This is a genomic window from Formosa sp. A9 (genome assembly GCF_051200825.1).
Lineage (GTDB): Bacteria > Bacteroidota > Bacteroidia > Flavobacteriales > Flavobacteriaceae > Formosa.
The window spans coordinates 35,975-51,880 of record NZ_CP195158.1; the positions used below are offsets into that span (position 1 = coordinate 35,975).

Here is a 15,906-nt window from a genome sequence, read left to right on the forward strand (position 1 = left end):
TTTCAATATATTTCAGGATTGTATTATTTATTGAACAGCTGGTTTTAATTCGATTTGAACTTCAGCAATATGACCTTCAAACTTTGCAGGAGCCTTATAATTTTTGGTTACCGGAGAGCCTGTGTCTTCGCCAATTCCGAAGGTGTCAATACCATATCGTCCAGCTACGGTTTGTTCTACTCGCGCTTCACCTACTTTTTCATTATTGATAAAAAGCGTGAACAAACCACCGCTTCCTGGCTTACCACCATCATACTTAAAATCTATTTTAACGGAAGCCATTCCATTTGGCAATTTTTTGTTTGACGTAATGGTGGTATTGTCTTCAAAGAAATTGTAAAGGAAAGTCGGGTAGCCGTCTTTTACATAAAGTACATATCCGCCACCAAGACCGCCAATGGCATTGATAACCCCATTTTTATGTTTGGTGTCGGTTTCTAACAGCGCTTCCATGGTCCAAGAGGTGTTTTTTGTGTTTGGTGCGGCCGTTTCTGGCAAACGGGTAGCGCCTTCGTAAAAGGTGAACGATTTGCGATTACCTAGCGGTGAGGGTTTCGGAACGGTTAAGCGACCTGCACCACGATCGTCTAACGGATATACTTCATATTTTTCGGCCTCTTTATCGAAGAGTTTTTTAAGTTCTTCTAGTTTTTCTGGGTGTTGTTCGGCAATATCGACAGCTTCAGAAAAATCTTCTTCAATATTGTATAATTGCCATACTTCATTTTCGTAACCAGGCGCTACGTCTTGACGCCATGGCTTGGTGTGTTGGTGTGCTGCCACCCAGCCATCATGATAGATAGCCCGATTACTTAATACTTCAAAATATTGGGTGTTTCGAATTTCTTCAGCATTAGAATTTGTAAACGTAGAATAGAACGATTTTCCGGCAATAGGTTTTTGTTTTACACCATCTACATATTCTGGAAAACTGATAACAGTGGCTTCCATAATGGTAGGGACCACATCGATAACGTGTAAAAACTGAGAACGCATACCGCCTTTGTCTTTAATTACCTTAGGCCAAGTAACTACCATAGGGTTTCGAGAACCGCCAAAATGGGAAGCGACTTGTTTTACCCAAGGGAAGGGCGTGTTTCCAGCAAAAGCCCAACCTATCGGGAAGTGTGGTTCGGTTGTAGGGCCACCTATTTCGTCTGCTTTTTCAAGGTTTTCCTCTATGGTACTCGATATACCATTAAGGGCTTTTATTTCGTTAATAGTACCATCAACTCCACCTTCTGCACTAGCGCCATTGTCGCCAACAATATACATGATTAAGGTGTTGTCTGCATCTGGAAGTTCTCCAATGGCTTTTAGTAAACGGCCAACTTCATGATCGGTAAAGGCGAAATAACCCGCATAATTTTCATATAGCAACGTGTAGAATTTCTTTTGTTCCTCGTTAAGGCTATCCCATTCTGGAACATTTTCATTTCGTGGCGAAAGTTTAGCATCAGCAGGAATGATGCCCATTTTTTTCTGACGCTCGTATGTGATTTCACGCTCTTTGTCCCATCCGTGATCAAATTTTCCCTTGAATTTATCGCGCCATTCCTTGGTAACATGATGTGGTGCGTGCATAGCTCCTGGAGCGTAGTACATAAAGACGGGTTTTTCAGGCGACATCGATTTTTGAAGTTTTAGCCAATCTATCGCTCGATTGGTCATATCAGTCTGAAAATGATAGCCTTCTTCTGGTGTTTTTTCCGGTTCTACAGGGACGGTATTTTCAAAAATAACGGGATAATATTGGTGGGTTTCTCCCGCATTAAACCCATAGAAATAATCGAAACCTAAAGCGGTTGGCCAACGATCAAAAGGACCTGCAGCACTCGTTTCCCAATCGGGAGTATTATGGTTTTTGCCAAACCAAGCGGTGTTCATGCCATTGTTTTTTAAAACCTTTCCTACGGTGGCTGTACTACGCGGTATCAAGGTGCTGTAACTAGGGTATCCTGTGGCCCATTCTGCTAAAAAGCCATTGCCAGATTGATGGTGATTTCTTCCTGTAAGCAATGCAGCTCGTGTTGGTCCGCAAACTGCTGTAGTATGAAAGCGGTTGTAACGAAGACCTTGGGTTGCCAACGAGTCTAAATTTGGTGTGGGAATTGAACCTCCAAAGGTGCTGGTCATTCCAAAACCAACATCGTCTAAGAGAATAACAATAACATTTGGGGCGTCTTTGGGTGGGGTTGGCATCTTGGGCCAATCCATTTCCGAATCGGCATACGTTTTACCTATTTTACCATGAAATTCTGGATCATCGTACGGGAGTTTGTTGTTGGATTCGGTTTGCTTTGAATCGTTTTGATTTGTTGTTTCACTTTTTTGCTGACAAGAAAATAAGCAGCAGGTTATAAAGAATACCAAAGAGCGTGCAATAGTTTTTGTTTTCATAATGAGTCTATTTGGTGTATTGATTAATATTTTATGAGATGCTTACTAGATTTCGCAAAGATCTTGAAGGACTTTCTTCATTTTAATTATTTCAATTTCTCAATCGCTGGCAATTTATAAGTGCCATTTAGCGCTGGTTCTTGAGGAATATACATTCTGGCAATGATGTAAAACTCACCGTCTGGAGCTGGTAACCAGTTTTTCGCTTTATCACCTTCAGGTTTTTCTTTTTGAATGTACAGTGTTAAGGAGCCGTCTTTTCCATAACTTAAACCTTGTGTACGGTCGCCAATAGAATAGCGGTTTATTGGGTTTTTCACCATCAAACGCGTATCCGAATGGTACATGGTCATCGACCAAAAAGCATCTACAGGCGGTAGTTCATCAGCATCAAAATGTAAAATATATTGTTGTTGACTACCGTTTAAATTGTCATTGTCGGCATCGGCTTCAGCAATTGGATAAATGGCTTCTTCCGGACTGTTAGTGTAAATGAATTTGTAAGCCACTGCCGAACGAAATAAATAGTCCTGACCGTAATTCCCCATCGGTGGAATGTATTCCCAGCCGTCTTCACGATTCCCTAAACTATTGGCTTTATCAACCACTTGTTGGTGGCCGTTTGCAATTCCTTCTTGAATGGCTGTTTGAATATCAGGACTAAAATTCTTTAAATCGAAGGTTTGATACGGCCCGATATTAATTTTACTGAAACGCTTCATCATCGCAGTTTCGTCTTTAGTTGGCGATTGCCATTCTAAAAATTGATTCAGATAGGTGAATAATTTAGGTTTGGCATATAACGAATCGGCGTTGTAAATTGGGAAATTTGGTTTAAAATCTGTGGCTTTTGGTGCATCTGTTCCTAAAAAGGCACTTAAAGCATGTAGTTTCAATCCGTCTTGGATAGCAAATGCTTTTTTGTTGCCTGATTCGGTGCCGTCGGTAGCGGTTCGTGTGGCTAAAGCGACATAGCGACTTTTGGACACAATCACATCGTCAAACTTTCCCGCTGGAATGGATCCGTTATTATCAGGTCCAACAAGCACATAAGTACCACCATTTTTTCCTGTGGTTCGCGTACCGATGTAAGCAAAATTGTCGGTAAACATATCAACCAATTGAATAACAAAATAGGTGTCTCCTAATTTCGGAACTTCAATAACTAAAGGCTCATCACTTAAATCGGCCCAAGTGGTGGAGTAGAAGGTGTCGTTGTTTGGAGATACCACAGTGGTGTAATCGGGGTCGTATAATTTGCGTCCGTGTAAAAATTTATTGAAGCCAGAATAGGCTGGCGATTTTTCTGCAATGCACATCCCGAAAATGGCTTTGTAGTTTTCTACAATACCAAAACCGTAAACATAGGCTTCCTCGGCGATGGCTTTGGCTTCTGCGGCTGTTATGCTATTTATAGTTTGTGTGGATTGGGTAGAATCATTAGTTGTTGTTTGTTGTTGACAACCAGATAATAAAGCAGTTGCTAACACTAGACTTAAGAAGGTGGTTTTCATGGAAGGTTATTTAGTGTTTTTCTATATAAAAGTACAAAGCTTTTGGGAGATATGAAACACGAATAGAAAAATCAAACCCTCAAGGTTTTTTAAAACCTTGAGGGTTTATATTTAAGAAACAGGCAAACCTTTGCCTTGTTTTTTCATAATGCCCAGAAACGATTTGGCATCTAAATCAATTTTTTCGATGATTTTATTGTCTACAACTAGCACTTCACCTTCCAAAGCATTGGTAGTACTAGGAAAGAACACCACAGAGCTTGCTTCTTTTTCATCAATGAGAAGCCCAGGTTTATTGCCTACAGGCGTTTTCAACAAAACAGGAATGCGGTTGTCTGGTTTCGGACTTATTTTATTTTCTAAGTCGTTTTTATACTTGCTATACCCCGGAATAACATCCAATAACATGCCTTCAAACCAATTGTAAAATCTGATAAAACGAGGTAAGGTGGCTAAATAGCCAAAAACATAAAAAATAAGTAGTAATAATAAACCCGTTGTTACGGTGATGGAATACTTACCAAGAAAATCGTCTAAATGTAAATTGTGTGCAACGAATTTTCCTAAATGACTGACTTTATACCACAGTTTTTCTATCACTACAAATAGGATAAACAAAGGCAATAAATACATCATACCACTTACAATTTTATTGCGTGGTTTTTCTAGGCGTTTTTTGTAGTTGTATTCTTTCATGATTTTAGATGGTTTTGTCATTCTGAACTTGTTTAACTTCGTTAAATCTTCGATTTCAGAATCTCATAATTTAATACTTTTTTATTTTATACTTTCTGTGCGATGCTGAAACAAGTTCAGCAAGACGTTCGTTATTTTTTCGTCATTCTGAACTCGATTCAGAATTTCATTTATCATCACAAAATTACCTGCAACTGAAACACGGCTTCCCAAGTGCCAACAATATCAGGCCTTACGGCGTTATAAAACAATTGTGCTGCGGCACAATAAAATAATTTGGATTGACCTATTTTGAAGGTTTTTCCAGCGCCACCACCAAGAGGAAGTAAAAGCTGATCCCCACTTTCGGCCAGCCAATTGTTAACGATCGTAGCATTGCTTTCTAAAAACCAACCTTTAGGCAAATTGTAGTAGGTGAAATATTGAAAGTTAAAGGAATTCACTGCATTAGCGCCTTCACCGCCTAAGGACCAGTAATTCTGAATGACAAATCCACCAGAAAACGTTTCGCCTCCATGATTAAACAGGAATGAAGGTCCTAAACTCACACGATTGCTTCCAAGAACAGGTTCGGTTCGAGTTGGAAATTGAATGGCAGGCCCCACACCCCAACTGATGTTTCCCTTTTTTTGCATACTCGTAAAAAAACCGTTGAATAAAATATTTCCTAACCCGCCCGCGTGAGTTCTACCGCTTTCTTGGGTGGGCGTCGGGTAAATAGGAATATGACTGGTGGAATTATTTGCTGAAATAGATTGGAATGGAATAATAGTGTACGTTATCAGTTTCAGATTTTCACCTAGCCGAAATGGCCAAACAGGCTGTATAGAAAAGGATTGTGCCATACCGCCATCTATAGGTAATAAGACTTCTTGCAAATAAATACTGCGTAAGCCAGCTACAGGGTCTTGGCGTTTTTTGGCCATGTCTTCTACAGAGAGAGATTCTGGTTTGGTGTCTTGAGCGTAAGTATGAAAGCTAAGACATAAACATAAAGCAAGTAGTATGTTACGCATTTTAATGGACTTTAACTTTAAGCCCTCGTAGGGTTTCAAACCCTGCGAGGGCTATATGTATTTTGAATGTAAAGCTTATGCTTTTAAAATATTATTTCACTTTCTCAAAATCACCAACCTTATACGTTCTGTCAAAGAACGCTTGATCTGGCCCATAGAATCTAAATAGACTAAACCAACCTTTACCTGGTACGGTTTTGATGAAATTTTTGTAGCCTTCTGTGTTTTCTGGGCCAACGTAAAAGGTTACCGAACCATCTTCATTGTATTCTAAATCGTTCATGGTGTTTAAAGACGGATAATCTTGTCCTTCGGCAGCAACCCCCGATGCGGTTTCTGCATCGTAAATGGTAAGCGAGGTAAATAGTTTGGCTGGCATATTTGGAGGGAAAGTGATTTTGTATGTGTTTTCACCCATGAGGTAGTTACCATCACTGTCTTTGTAGGCATTACCATATTTTGCACCAAGCCCAACGATAGACGACATCATTCCGGTACTAATCGAGTAATGATTAATATACATGTGTGCTTTGGCATTTACATCGGTGTGTCCTGTTTTTCGATCTCTAAATTCTTCATCGATAAGGGTGTGCATAAAATCATCTAAATTGGTATGGGCATGCGCTACCCATTTGCGGTCTTTCCACCAAAGTCCATCTGGTTCTTCATCAAAATTACCTGAAATGGTTTTAGCCATTTTCCAAGCAGTTTCGGCAGCTTGTCCAAGTAATTCTTTTTCGCGTGCAGTCGGATTAAAATCAGCACCTTTTTTAATACCGATAGCCGCCATCATTCCATGCATATAGGGGTCGATATTATCTACACGATCACTTTGGATAAAACGGTTAAGCATTTCGTAATACGAAAAATCATGAGCAAAAAGGGCATCAGAATCGACGTCTGAGGCATGTTGAAAATCCATGGGTTTCGCTTCCCCTTCTAAAGGATATATTTTAATGCCTTCAACCCCTTTCACGCCCGGTTCTAAATCGTCAACCGATTTGAAAAAGCCACGTTGAAATATAAAAACGCCATTGGTTTTGCTGGTATATACATAGTAGTCTTTAGGTAATTTGCCCTTGTATCCCTCTGGAATAATCACATATTTACCTCCTTTACCGCGGTCTGGTCCAGGAAATCCGATATCTCCTAAAAAGTTGGTGCCATCTGGTTTTTCTGGTCCTACAAGGGGTCTGTGCCAAAAATCGTCTAACAATCCTTGTAACATAGGCGGGACATCCAATACTAAAGGCCCTGTTTTACTTAAATCGGCAAAGCCAAGGGCATAAATCACATCCGAATTAGGTGTGGTAATCACCGTGTTTGGTTTTAAGCGTTTTTCGAATACCGAAATCACGTTGTAGCCTTCGCCAAAGGTTTTACCTAAACCTTCTTTCATGGCGTACATATTTACCGCAGGTAGCGCCCATAAATAGACCTGTGTAGCACGCTGAAAATACAATTCTTCGGTTAAGGTTTTTGCTGAAGCCTCAGTAGGGTATCCTCCTGGCAATCGTAAATTGGCTAAGGTTTCGTAATGGTTTTCGGTTGAGGTAGTGGTGTCTGTATTCACCTTTTTCTCTGGTTGCTGGCAGGCGGTTAGTATAAGCGCTGCTGCAACAGTGGTTTTAATGAGGGTGTTTTTCATGAGTTATTTGTTTGTTGATGATTTCGTCATTCTGAATTTATTTCAGAATCTCATCATTTAATGTTTTTTTTAATTTATGCTTTCTGTGTGATGCTGAAACAAGTTCAGCATGACGTTCGTTATTCATTTCGTTATTCTGAACTCGATTCAGAATCTCAAATCTATTTAACCGTAAGCACTTTATGATTTTTTACAAAATCCTTACGGTACTCTACGATACTAGGCACCGAACTAGGTAAGTAACATCTAAATAATGCATTCCAGTTTTTCGGTACTTTAATGTTATTAATAGCATCATCGCCACCGTTAAAATTAAGGGTAATGCTTCCATCGGCATTTGGTTTGGCTTTGGTGGAATTGGTGTTAAACGGATTCGTAACCACCCAACCTTGTTCGTTGTAAATAGTAATAGACCAGTAAGCTGCGCGATCGTATTGTAAATCGGGTTTGTTAAAAGTCACGGAACTATGTTCGCCATTTTTAGCACCTTCATCGCCAGGAAGCACCACAAAATAATAGGCGTGTTTAGCAGGTAGTCCAGCCCAACCTGCGGTGTTAATCATTTGGTATTGTGGTGTCTTTATGTTTTTAATGTCATCTATAAAACCTTCTTCTATCACACCTTCGGTAATGGCTCTTTTAAGTAATTCGCCGCGAAGTGTATTAAACGAAGTTACGTCATATTTCACTTCTGAGGTATAAGGGTTAGCCGATCCGGCTTCAACTACAACGGCATCTTGGCGTTTACGCATGTCTTCCATACCTTTTTCGTCGTAAGTTCGTGGTCTGGTTCGCATAAAAAGGTAAACGTGATCGCCGTAACTTAAATCGTCTTTTGAAAATGATTTTGTTTCTCCAGGATAAACCACACCAATCGTTACCGAGTTTTCATCCAATACTTGTACAATTTGATACAAATCGTATTCAGGAACCGAAATCTTTAAGCCACCAGACACATCGTAAACGGCATAGGAATAAATGGCGTCAAAATTAGATCGGATTACAGTTTGATTATCTAAGTCGATACCATTGCGTTCATGTCTAAATTTATTGGGGCCGCTAATGATGGTTTCGGCTGCTAGGTATTTGGCAGTTTCGGCACGAACGACATTGTCCATGTTAACTGTTTCGCCACCTTCATCAATAAAAGCTGGGTTTATTGCTGTGGCTTCACCGTTTTTGCCTACACCCGTTTTAGCCTCTTCGTCCGGTGTTTCTGTTGGCTTGGTTAATTGCTCGGTTTCTTCTATTTGTGTTTGTGTTACTTCAGCTTCTTTTTTTTCGCTTTTGCAGGATGCAAGCAATAATATGAAGCAAAGGATGGTTATACTTGATAGTTTTTTCATTGGTCTTATTTTATGGTTTGTTTATTTATGTGTGATTACGCTTTTTGTGCGATGCTGAACTAAATTCAGCATGACGTTTTGTTGGCGAATTCGTCATTCTGAGCTTGACTCAGAATCTCATCATATTTTTTGTTTTATTACGTTTTCTTGTGTGATGCTGAAAACAAGTTCAGCATGACGTTCGTTATTTTTTCGTCATTCTGAACTCGATTCAGAATCTCACCATATTCAAAAATTTAAAGTTTCTAACTTTGGATTCATTTCTTTTATCAAATTTATCTTCCAATCTTTTTTCCAGTTTTTTGATTGTTTTTCTCTGGCAATAGCTTGTTTAATATCCGAAAATTGCTCAAAATAAATCAGGTCTTTAAGATTATATTTCTTGGTAAAAAGTGACCCGATTCCGTTTTGATGTTCTAGGATTCTTCTTTCTAAATTATTGGTAACACCAATGTAAAAAGTGGTTCTGTAGGTGTTAGTCAATATGTACACAAAGCTTGATTGCAAGGTTTTCTGTGTTATGTGATGCTGAAATCGAAGATTCAACGAAGTTAAACTAGTTCAGCATGACTTTTTGTTGTTTTCTCGTCATTCTGAGTTTATCTCAGAATCTCATTTAATTAAAATTACTTTATAGCTGGCAACGTATACTCCCCAGCCACTACACCTTCCGAAGGCATGTAAATTCTGAAGCAAATCCAAAAGGGTTGTGTTGGCATTAGCAGTTTATTATTCTGCTTTAGACTGTCGTATTGATCTTCTGGAGTGTAATAAATATCGAAGGTTTTTCCGTCTGTATTCAATTTGATTTCCGAATTACTAATCGTAGAACCTTTATCGGTTTTTAAATATTGATCGTCGCCATAAATGGTGATGGAGTAGAAACCTAGTTTAGGATCTTTCATTTCTGGGACTTGGTAAGTCACTTTATGCACTTTACTACCATCAAGCTCGTATTTTTCGGTTAGGTAAACCGCATCTTTATCGGGTAATAATCCGGTTGCAATTGACACGCCACGGTTTCTAGCTTCAAGAGAGACAGGGTTGTCTATTGTTCCCATTGTGCCACGAACGCCTTCTTTACCTGCAATCTCAATATAATGATCGAGAACACTTTTAAATTGAGCCATATTCCATGGCGTGACTTTGAATGATTTTGGTTGATAACCGTTTAGGTGTTCTACTTGAAGTTGATCTTGATATTCGTTAACCTTTTTTACGTCGGCATCACTTTTTGGGTTGACTTGCATGCGCACGTTCGCCCAGAAAAAATCGGTGGTTTTGGAAGCTGGAATTACGTAACGTCCTGGTCCGTAAAACACATCAACCGTTACGTGATCGTGGTTTACAACATGTAGGGACATGTAGCGTCCGTCGTTTTCTGGAAGCGTAATGGCTACATCGCCACCGCCATCGAGAATGGCAAAGGAATAGTTAGTATCGCGATTCATAAGTGGCGCTGGTTGCTCGTCTAAAGGCATGGGCTTACGGTGGTGGTTCCAAGTATTATTGGCACCTTGTACAAATTCTTTTTGCATCGCCAAATCGGCCATGGCGTAAGCGAAATTCTCGTTATTAACGGCAACGGTGGTATCTTTTACGGTTTCAGTTTCGGTTTGTATAACTTCGGCTTCTTTTTTTTCGCTTTTGCAAGAGGCAAAGGCTAAGGCGGTGCAAATGATGATACTGCTATAAAATGTTTTCATAAAATGGTTTTTTAAGTGTTGATTTTGATGATTTTAGAGCTCTAATTTACAAAGGTTATAAATAACAGTGAAACAAAAACTAACTTTTTCGATGTAAGTTATAGATTACTTTTTAATTGGTGTGAGCGCTCTGAAATTTATATTACTTAGGGTTCAGAGGTGTATTATGAATGTTAAAATACGCTAAACATGTAACTGGTTACGTTTATTGTTATTACATTTGCGTAACCAGTTACTTAAATAGAATGGAAGATTTTTTGACAACACTTCAGGTGGAAGGTTTTACAAGTCGTTTAAAGCGTTTAAGCGATGTGTTGCTTTATGCCACCAGAGATTTATACAAAACCGAAGGGGTGGATATTGAACCCAATTGGAACTTAGTTTTTAGGTTGCTACAGGAACATGATGCCTTAACCATTACAGAAATGTCTGAGCGCTTGCAACTATCTCATCCGGCTGTGGTTAAAATTGTCAAAAAAATGAAAAAAAGCGGTTATGTAGAAGCAGTTTCAGATCGGGAAGATAAACGAAAACAGATATTGAAACTAACGCCCAAAGCCCAACGACAAATCAAAACCATAGAAGTCCTTTGGGAAGCGCAAAACCAGGTATTAGAACAATTGTTGGCCGAAAGTCCTCATTTGTTGGAAGAATTAGGACATATAGAAAAGAGGTTAAACGAACAAGATTATAAACAACGCGTACGCGATAAATTAAACGCATGAAAATAGTGGTCGAAATTATTGGGTATATGGCTATTGCCGTGGGATTTTTTGCGGCAACCAAAAAGAAAATGGAGCATTTTAGGCTTTGGCATTTAATATCGAGTGCCTTTTATGTGGTGTACGGATTTTTCTTAGAATCGGGCCCGTTAATCATTTCGGGAATCATATTCTGTGTGATTCATGTGTATCACTTAAATAAATCGAAAAAGAACAAAAACAACAAAACACAAGTGTTATGATAAAAGTTTGTATTGCTGGCGGAACAGGTTGGGCGGGTTCTGCCTTGAGTAAAGGGGTTTGTGAGCATCCGGAAATGACTTTGGTATCGGCTTTATCCAGAACCTATAAGGGCAAAAATTTGTCTGACATTTTACAACTGGATTCCGAACCGATTCCTGTGTTTGAAGATATTGAAACAGCCTTGTCTGAAACCGATTTTGATGTGCTGGTAGAATATACAAAACCAAATATTGCTAAAACCAATATTCTGGCTGCTCTTAAAAAAGGAAAGCATGTGGTGGTGGGGACTTCTGGTTTAACCGAAGCCGATTATAAAACGATAGAACAGGAAGCCATTAAAAACCATACGTCTGTTTTGGCAGTAGGTAATTTTGCCATTACGGTGGTCTTGCTTCAGAAATTTTCTGAAATGGCGGCCAAATACATCTCCAATTTCGAGATTATAGATTATGCTCACGAAGATAAAATAGATGCGCCCAGTGGTACTGCCAGAGAATTGGCGTATCGTTTGTCACAAGTTCAAAAACCAAATGTGTTTGTAGGTGAAGACGAACTTATTGGTGAAGCATCCAGTAGGGGAGCTAAACTCAATGAAGTACAAGTGCATTCGGTGCGATTGCCTGGACACGTTATCTCTATAGAATCCATTTTCGGACTTAAAGATGAAAAACTATCTATCCGTCACGATTCTGGTGCCAGTGCCGAACCTTATGTAAAAGGTGGTCTATTAGCCATAGAAAAAGTAAGTTCGTTTACAGGTTTAAAGCGGGGGTTGGATTCTGTGATGACGTTTTAACGAAGTACTATGCTTTAATTAGGGAAGGGTTGCATTAAAAAAGCAATATACGTTCTATAACCCAAAACATGGCGACAGAACCAATACTATACGGTAAAATTCGAGGAATCCAGCCTTTTTTAGGGATAATTGATTTTATAAGGTATGAAATGGCGATTACTACTAAAACAAAAAGGATCTGTCCCAGTTCTACGCCTATATTAAATGTAGCCAGAGCTAATGGGATTTCTGTTTGTGGTAGTCCGATGTCGGTTAAAGCTCCGGCAAATCCAAAGCCGTGGAGTAAGCCAAAACTAAAAGCAACCAACCAAGGTTTTTCGCTGGTGAGTGTCGGTTTCCCTTGTTGAAGTTTTAGTATTTCTAAGGCTAGAAAAACAATACTTAAAGCGATAACAGCTTCTACAGGAGGGCCAGGTAAACTGGCTAAACCTAAAGCAGAACAACTTAAGGTAATACTGTGTGCAAGCGTAAAAGCGGTAATGGTCTTCAATAATTTTTTAAATCCTACGGTTATTATAATTAAGGCCAGAACGAACAAGAGATGGTCAAAGCCCAGAAGAATATGCTCTATCCCCAAAACAATATAGGTTTTTGCCACTGTCCACTTATTTGGTGCGCTAGGAATAATGACACTGCTTTTTGTAGGTTGCAAGAGAAAGGTATGATGAGCCTTGTTTAACATACGGATGTCTGCCAGCACATCGATTCCTGTAGTATTGAGGTTGTTAATACTTATTGAGGTATTACTTAAATTTGTTGCTCCTGTTAGTTTGTAAGTATAGAGGACAAAGGCCTCTAGAATTCTCGGTGCAATGCTTTCGGTTAAGGTAAAATTCTTGTCAAATTTTGGTTGAATATCCAAAACCTTATCCACAGTACGTGGTACTTTCCAAAGCACGGTGTATTCGTTTTCTGATATTTGATTTATTTGTAAATAGGCTGGACGAATTTCATGAGCGAATACAGAATTAAACGTGACCCCGAAAAATAGTACTGTAATAATTTTAAAGAGGACTCTCATTAATTTTGGTAACTTTTTTTAATGTCTGAAGGTATTTTGTCTGCCGTTAGTTTTACAGGATATTTATCCAGCAAATCTTCGAATACCTTATTCTGCATGTCGAGCTCGGTTTGATATTGGTATTCCTTTTCAACATAAGGTTTGATCGTTTCGAATTTGGCAATTTCAGACACTTCCTTTTTTGAAATGTACACCAAATGTTGACCAAAACCTGAAGGAATAGGCCCTACCCATGTATTGATTGGTAAGGAATCTAAAACGGAGGTAAAGTAATCGCCAAACGTTTTATAAATAGATGTGGCTTCACTTTTGTTCCATGTATTTGGAATGGATAGTTTTGTTTGGCGCGCTTTAGGAATATCTTGCCCATTATTTAACTGCGTTTTGGTTGTTTCCATTTCGCTTTCAAGATTGTCTTCATCATTTAAAAATAATACTTGTTTAAAGCTATAGGCTGGTGGCAATATAAACAGGTCTTTGTTTTTGTTGTAAAATGCATTTAAATCATCGTCTGTTGGCGACTTAATTATGGCATTTAAATCGTTCGACACGGCTTCCATTTTTTGTGACAAACGGCGTTTTACAATAAGGTCGTTATGATCTAAATTCATGGCCAAAGCTTCTTTGTAAAATACTTCCTGACGCAGATATTGGTCTATAAAAGCTTTTATTTCCTGTTCGTTAGGATCGCGCTGCCATTGTTTTTTCCACAAACTTAACAAGTAGTCGTATTCGGTATTGTCAATAACGATACTATTTTCTTCAGCGTTAGAATCTTTATTGGTTAGGTAGTAGTAACCAAAAATTAAGAACCCTAAGAACAAAAAATGCACTAAGGGTTCCTTAAGTATTTTCTTCATAAATTGATTTTATAGCTTGTTTTCAATCCAAATTGGGGAAGCCCAAGCGCGTTCTTGAATTGTTTTTTTTGTGTCGTCTGGATATTTAACTCTGGGGTTTCTAATTTCATCAAATAAGTTATAACGTCCCGTTGGCAGTTGTATAACTCTTACATAATAATACGCATTTTGAGTGGGATTAAATTCTGGATCTTTCCAAACAGCCATTAATTCGGGGTCGCCCTTTTCTTTATTGAATTCACCTGTTTTTAAATCCACAGGAGCATCTATAGGCGTTACGGTTCCGTCTGATTTTAATCGGTCGTCCGAGGCGGCGACGTTGTAAATCTTATCTTTCATTTCGCCGTTTTCCACCCATCCTTTAATAATTTGAATACGGTCTAAATTTGGTCCGATAGGATCTTTAATGGCCCAAACCATAAAATCTGGAGACTCAGAGCCTTCGTAATTTTGTCCCATAGGCACACCTTTTTCGTAACCGTCTTTTACCATAGTTTCGTAAGAATCATAATTAGTGCTATATCCGTTACCAGCAAAAAAGCGAACTTTTATTCTTGGTCCTGAGGTAGCGAAAGATTCACGGTTGTGCATGCCGTCCCAAATCGCTTCTCGGGTGTTAGACGTTGCCCAGACGCCAGTTAAACCTCCGGGGTTCATGTCTCGGTTGTACATCTCACCATCTTGTTCGTTTTTAGAACGTCCTTCGGCAGTTTCATCGGCCATGCCGTGATGACCAACATAATTAAATTCTTCAACATTAGACATCACGCCATTATGACTATCGGTTCCGCCTACAAATCCATATTTAAACGGGTTGATGCCTAATTCTTCATAATATTTAACACCTCGGGTTAAACCGTAACGTACAAAGTTGTGCTTTTCGAAAACTCTTCCAAAGTATTTTTGAAGGGAAACAGCATTTTCAAAATCGGCAAATTCATCGTTTGGCCAAAACTGTGGTACAACCTCAGAATTTCCTTTGGTTTGCATCATTTCCAGGTTTCTTTCAAAATGTTGTCTTGTTTTTGCATAGGTTTCATCAATCGGCTTGTTGTTCATGGCAACTTCTGGAAATAGCATTCCTTTACTTTCGTTGGAGTTATGCGGGTTACAGAAAACCTTAATGCCTTTGGCTTCTTGAATTTTCATCCAATCCCATAATTCTTGAGGTGACGGCCCTTCGTTAGCAGAAAATGGCATGTCCGGTAGATTGGTGTCTCTAAAGAATACATTTCTGTGAAGGTTTGCGGTATTGGGTGCCGAACTCCACTCGTAAGCATGAATGGTTGTAAATTTTCCGGGTTTATAATGTTTTTCAGTAGCATCGATATTTACCTTCCATTGCGATTTTACGGCATCATAACCTTGCCAGAAATCGGGATGCGCATTGCCTCCAGCCAAAGCATCTAATACATATTTTTTATAAACTGTAAGGGCTGTGGCTAAATCAGGAGCTTCCCGCATTGCTTTTGCCGCTTCACTGTCATAACCTGGAGCATCTGGATTCATTAGCGAGTAAGCTTCACCCAGAAACTCGGCGTGGTCGGTTACTGCAGCCCAATCCAATGGCCGGTTAATGGTGTGAGGTTTTCCGTTAACCATCACTTCTGCACCTTGAGCAAAACGATAGGCATCGTCAGGAGTTAATCTGGTGCCTGCAATAAAGGCATCCATAGATGCAGCTGTGTGCAAGTGTTGCTCGCCAAAATAGGCTTCTTTTAATGGGTTGCTAGGAATATTAGCAGCCATGTCTATTTCTTCGGTGGTGGTGTTGGTTTCAACAGGGGTTTCTTTTGGACTGTCTTTGCAGCCTGCAAATAATAGAAGACTCGTAATGGTTAATAGCAGTGGTCTCATAATATTGATGGTTTTCCGTTAAATAAAAATAAACGTAGGTTGTTTATGGTCGTACTAAAGGTAAGGTTTTTCCTTGAGAAT

The 15,906-nt window shown here is 39.2% G+C and carries 14 protein-coding genes; 3 read left to right on the forward strand and 11 right to left on the reverse strand.

The features are described from left to right. Positions 1-27: 27 nt before the first annotated feature. From ACR9EA_RS00090 to ACR9EA_RS00125, 8 genes are all read right to left on the reverse strand, one after another. The gene (locus ACR9EA_RS00090; RefSeq protein WP_435135833.1) at positions 28-2,400 is read right to left on the reverse strand and encodes an arylsulfatase; all 2,373 of its coding nucleotides are present in this window, start codon (positions 2,398-2,400) and stop codon (positions 28-30) included. An 86-nt stretch (positions 2,401-2,486) separates the two neighbouring features. Beyond that, entirely contained in the window at positions 2,487-3,914 is a 1,428-nt protein-coding gene (locus tag ACR9EA_RS00095) for a DUF1254 domain-containing protein (protein ID WP_435135835.1), read from the reverse strand. A gap of 111 nt (positions 3,915-4,025) precedes the next feature. Beyond that, complete coding sequence (locus ACR9EA_RS00100; protein ID WP_435135837.1) at positions 4,026-4,631, reverse strand: hypothetical protein; 606 nt, start codon at positions 4,629-4,631, stop codon at positions 4,026-4,028. 155 nt (positions 4,632-4,786) lie between these two features. Beyond that, a complete protein-coding gene (locus tag ACR9EA_RS00105) occupies positions 4,787-5,626 on the reverse strand; it encodes a hypothetical protein (protein WP_435135838.1) in 840 nt (279 codons plus the stop codon). A 91-nt stretch (positions 5,627-5,717) separates the two neighbouring features. Further along, positions 5,718-7,274 carry a DUF1254 domain-containing protein gene (locus ACR9EA_RS00110; protein ID WP_435135840.1) on the reverse strand — a complete coding sequence of 519 codons (1,557 nt, stop codon included), beginning with the start codon at positions 7,272-7,274 and terminating at the stop codon, positions 5,718-5,720. Positions 7,275-7,435: 161 nt separating this feature from the next. Further along, the gene (locus ACR9EA_RS00115) at positions 7,436-8,620 is read right to left on the reverse strand and encodes a DUF1214 domain-containing protein (RefSeq protein WP_435135842.1); all 1,185 of its coding nucleotides are present in this window, start codon (positions 8,618-8,620) and stop codon (positions 7,436-7,438) included. Between the two features lie 228 nt (positions 8,621-8,848). Next, entirely contained in the window at positions 8,849-9,127 is a 279-nt protein-coding gene (locus tag ACR9EA_RS00120) for a GIY-YIG nuclease family protein (protein WP_435135844.1), read from the reverse strand. A gap of 119 nt (positions 9,128-9,246) precedes the next feature. After that, entirely contained in the window at positions 9,247-10,326 is a 1,080-nt protein-coding gene (locus ACR9EA_RS00125; protein WP_435135846.1) for a DUF1214 domain-containing protein, read from the reverse strand. 245 nt (positions 10,327-10,571) lie between these two features. Here ACR9EA_RS00125 and ACR9EA_RS00130 point away from each other — a divergent pair, with 245 nt between their 5' ends. From ACR9EA_RS00130 to dapB, 3 genes are read left to right on the forward strand one after another with little or no spacing between them, the layout of a single operon-like run. Continuing rightward, positions 10,572-11,051: a MarR family transcriptional regulator gene (locus ACR9EA_RS00130; RefSeq protein WP_435135848.1), complete on the forward strand. Its 480-nt coding sequence runs from the start codon at positions 10,572-10,574 to the stop codon at positions 11,049-11,051. Next, entirely contained in the window at positions 11,048-11,290 is a 243-nt protein-coding gene (locus ACR9EA_RS00135; protein WP_435135849.1) for a YgjV family protein, read from the forward strand. Before ACR9EA_RS00130 ends, ACR9EA_RS00135 begins: the two co-directional genes overlap by 4 nt. Beyond that, on the forward strand, positions 11,287-12,087 hold the full coding sequence (gene dapB / locus ACR9EA_RS00140) for a 4-hydroxy-tetrahydrodipicolinate reductase (RefSeq protein ID WP_435135852.1): 801 nt from the start codon (positions 11,287-11,289) through the stop codon (positions 12,085-12,087). Before ACR9EA_RS00135 ends, dapB begins: the two co-directional genes overlap by 4 nt. 34 nt (positions 12,088-12,121) lie before the next feature. On the opposite strand, the gene ACR9EA_RS00145 is transcribed toward dapB, so the two are convergent. The 3 genes from ACR9EA_RS00145 to ACR9EA_RS00155 are packed head-to-tail and all read right to left on the reverse strand — an operon-like array spanning position 12,122 to position 15,825. After that, complete coding sequence (locus ACR9EA_RS00145) at positions 12,122-13,108, reverse strand: HupE/UreJ family protein (RefSeq protein WP_435135854.1); 987 nt, start codon at positions 13,106-13,108, stop codon at positions 12,122-12,124. After that, positions 13,108-13,968: a peptidyl-prolyl cis-trans isomerase gene (locus tag ACR9EA_RS00150; protein ID WP_435135856.1), complete on the reverse strand. Its 861-nt coding sequence runs from the start codon at positions 13,966-13,968 to the stop codon at positions 13,108-13,110. Before ACR9EA_RS00150 ends, ACR9EA_RS00145 begins: the two co-directional genes overlap by 1 nt. A gap of 9 nt (positions 13,969-13,977) precedes the next feature. Then, positions 13,978-15,825 (reverse strand): DUF3604 domain-containing protein, encoded by a 1,848-nt coding sequence (locus ACR9EA_RS00155; RefSeq protein ID WP_435135858.1) that lies wholly within the window; start codon positions 15,823-15,825, stop codon positions 13,978-13,980. Between the last annotated feature and the right edge of the window lie 81 nt (positions 15,826-15,906).

Coding starts and splice junctions, on each gene's coding strand:
- ACR9EA_RS00105 (WP_435135838.1), bottom strand. CDS start 5,626: ATGCGTAACATACTACTTGCTTTATGTTTATGTCTTAGCTTTCATACT.
- ACR9EA_RS00095 (WP_435135835.1), bottom strand. CDS start 3,914: ATGAAAACCACCTTCTTAAGTCTAGTGTTAGCAACTGCTTTATTATCT.
- ACR9EA_RS00145 (WP_435135854.1), bottom strand. CDS start 13,108: ATGAGAGTCCTCTTTAAAATTATTACAGTACTATTTTTCGGGGTCACG.
- ACR9EA_RS00115 (WP_435135842.1), bottom strand. CDS start 8,620: ATGAAAAAACTATCAAGTATAACCATCCTTTGCTTCATATTATTGCTT.
- dapB (WP_435135852.1), top strand. CDS start 11,287: ATGATAAAAGTTTGTATTGCTGGCGGAACAGGTTGGGCGGGTTCTGCC.
- ACR9EA_RS00125 (WP_435135846.1), bottom strand. CDS start 10,326: ATGAAAACATTTTATAGCAGTATCATCATTTGCACCGCCTTAGCCTTT.
- ACR9EA_RS00090 (WP_435135833.1), bottom strand. CDS start 2,400: ATGAAAACAAAAACTATTGCACGCTCTTTGGTATTCTTTATAACCTGC.
- ACR9EA_RS00155 (WP_435135858.1), bottom strand. CDS start 15,825: ATGAGACCACTGCTATTAACCATTACGAGTCTTCTATTATTTGCAGGC.
- ACR9EA_RS00150 (WP_435135856.1), bottom strand. CDS start 13,968: ATGAAGAAAATACTTAAGGAACCCTTAGTGCATTTTTTGTTCTTAGGG.
- ACR9EA_RS00135 (WP_435135849.1), top strand. CDS start 11,048: ATGAAAATAGTGGTCGAAATTATTGGGTATATGGCTATTGCCGTGGGA.
- ACR9EA_RS00130 (WP_435135848.1), top strand. CDS start 10,572: ATGGAAGATTTTTTGACAACACTTCAGGTGGAAGGTTTTACAAGTCGT.
- ACR9EA_RS00100 (WP_435135837.1), bottom strand. CDS start 4,631: ATGACAAAACCATCTAAAATCATGAAAGAATACAACTACAAAAAACGC.
- ACR9EA_RS00110 (WP_435135840.1), bottom strand. CDS start 7,274: ATGAAAAACACCCTCATTAAAACCACTGTTGCAGCAGCGCTTATACTA.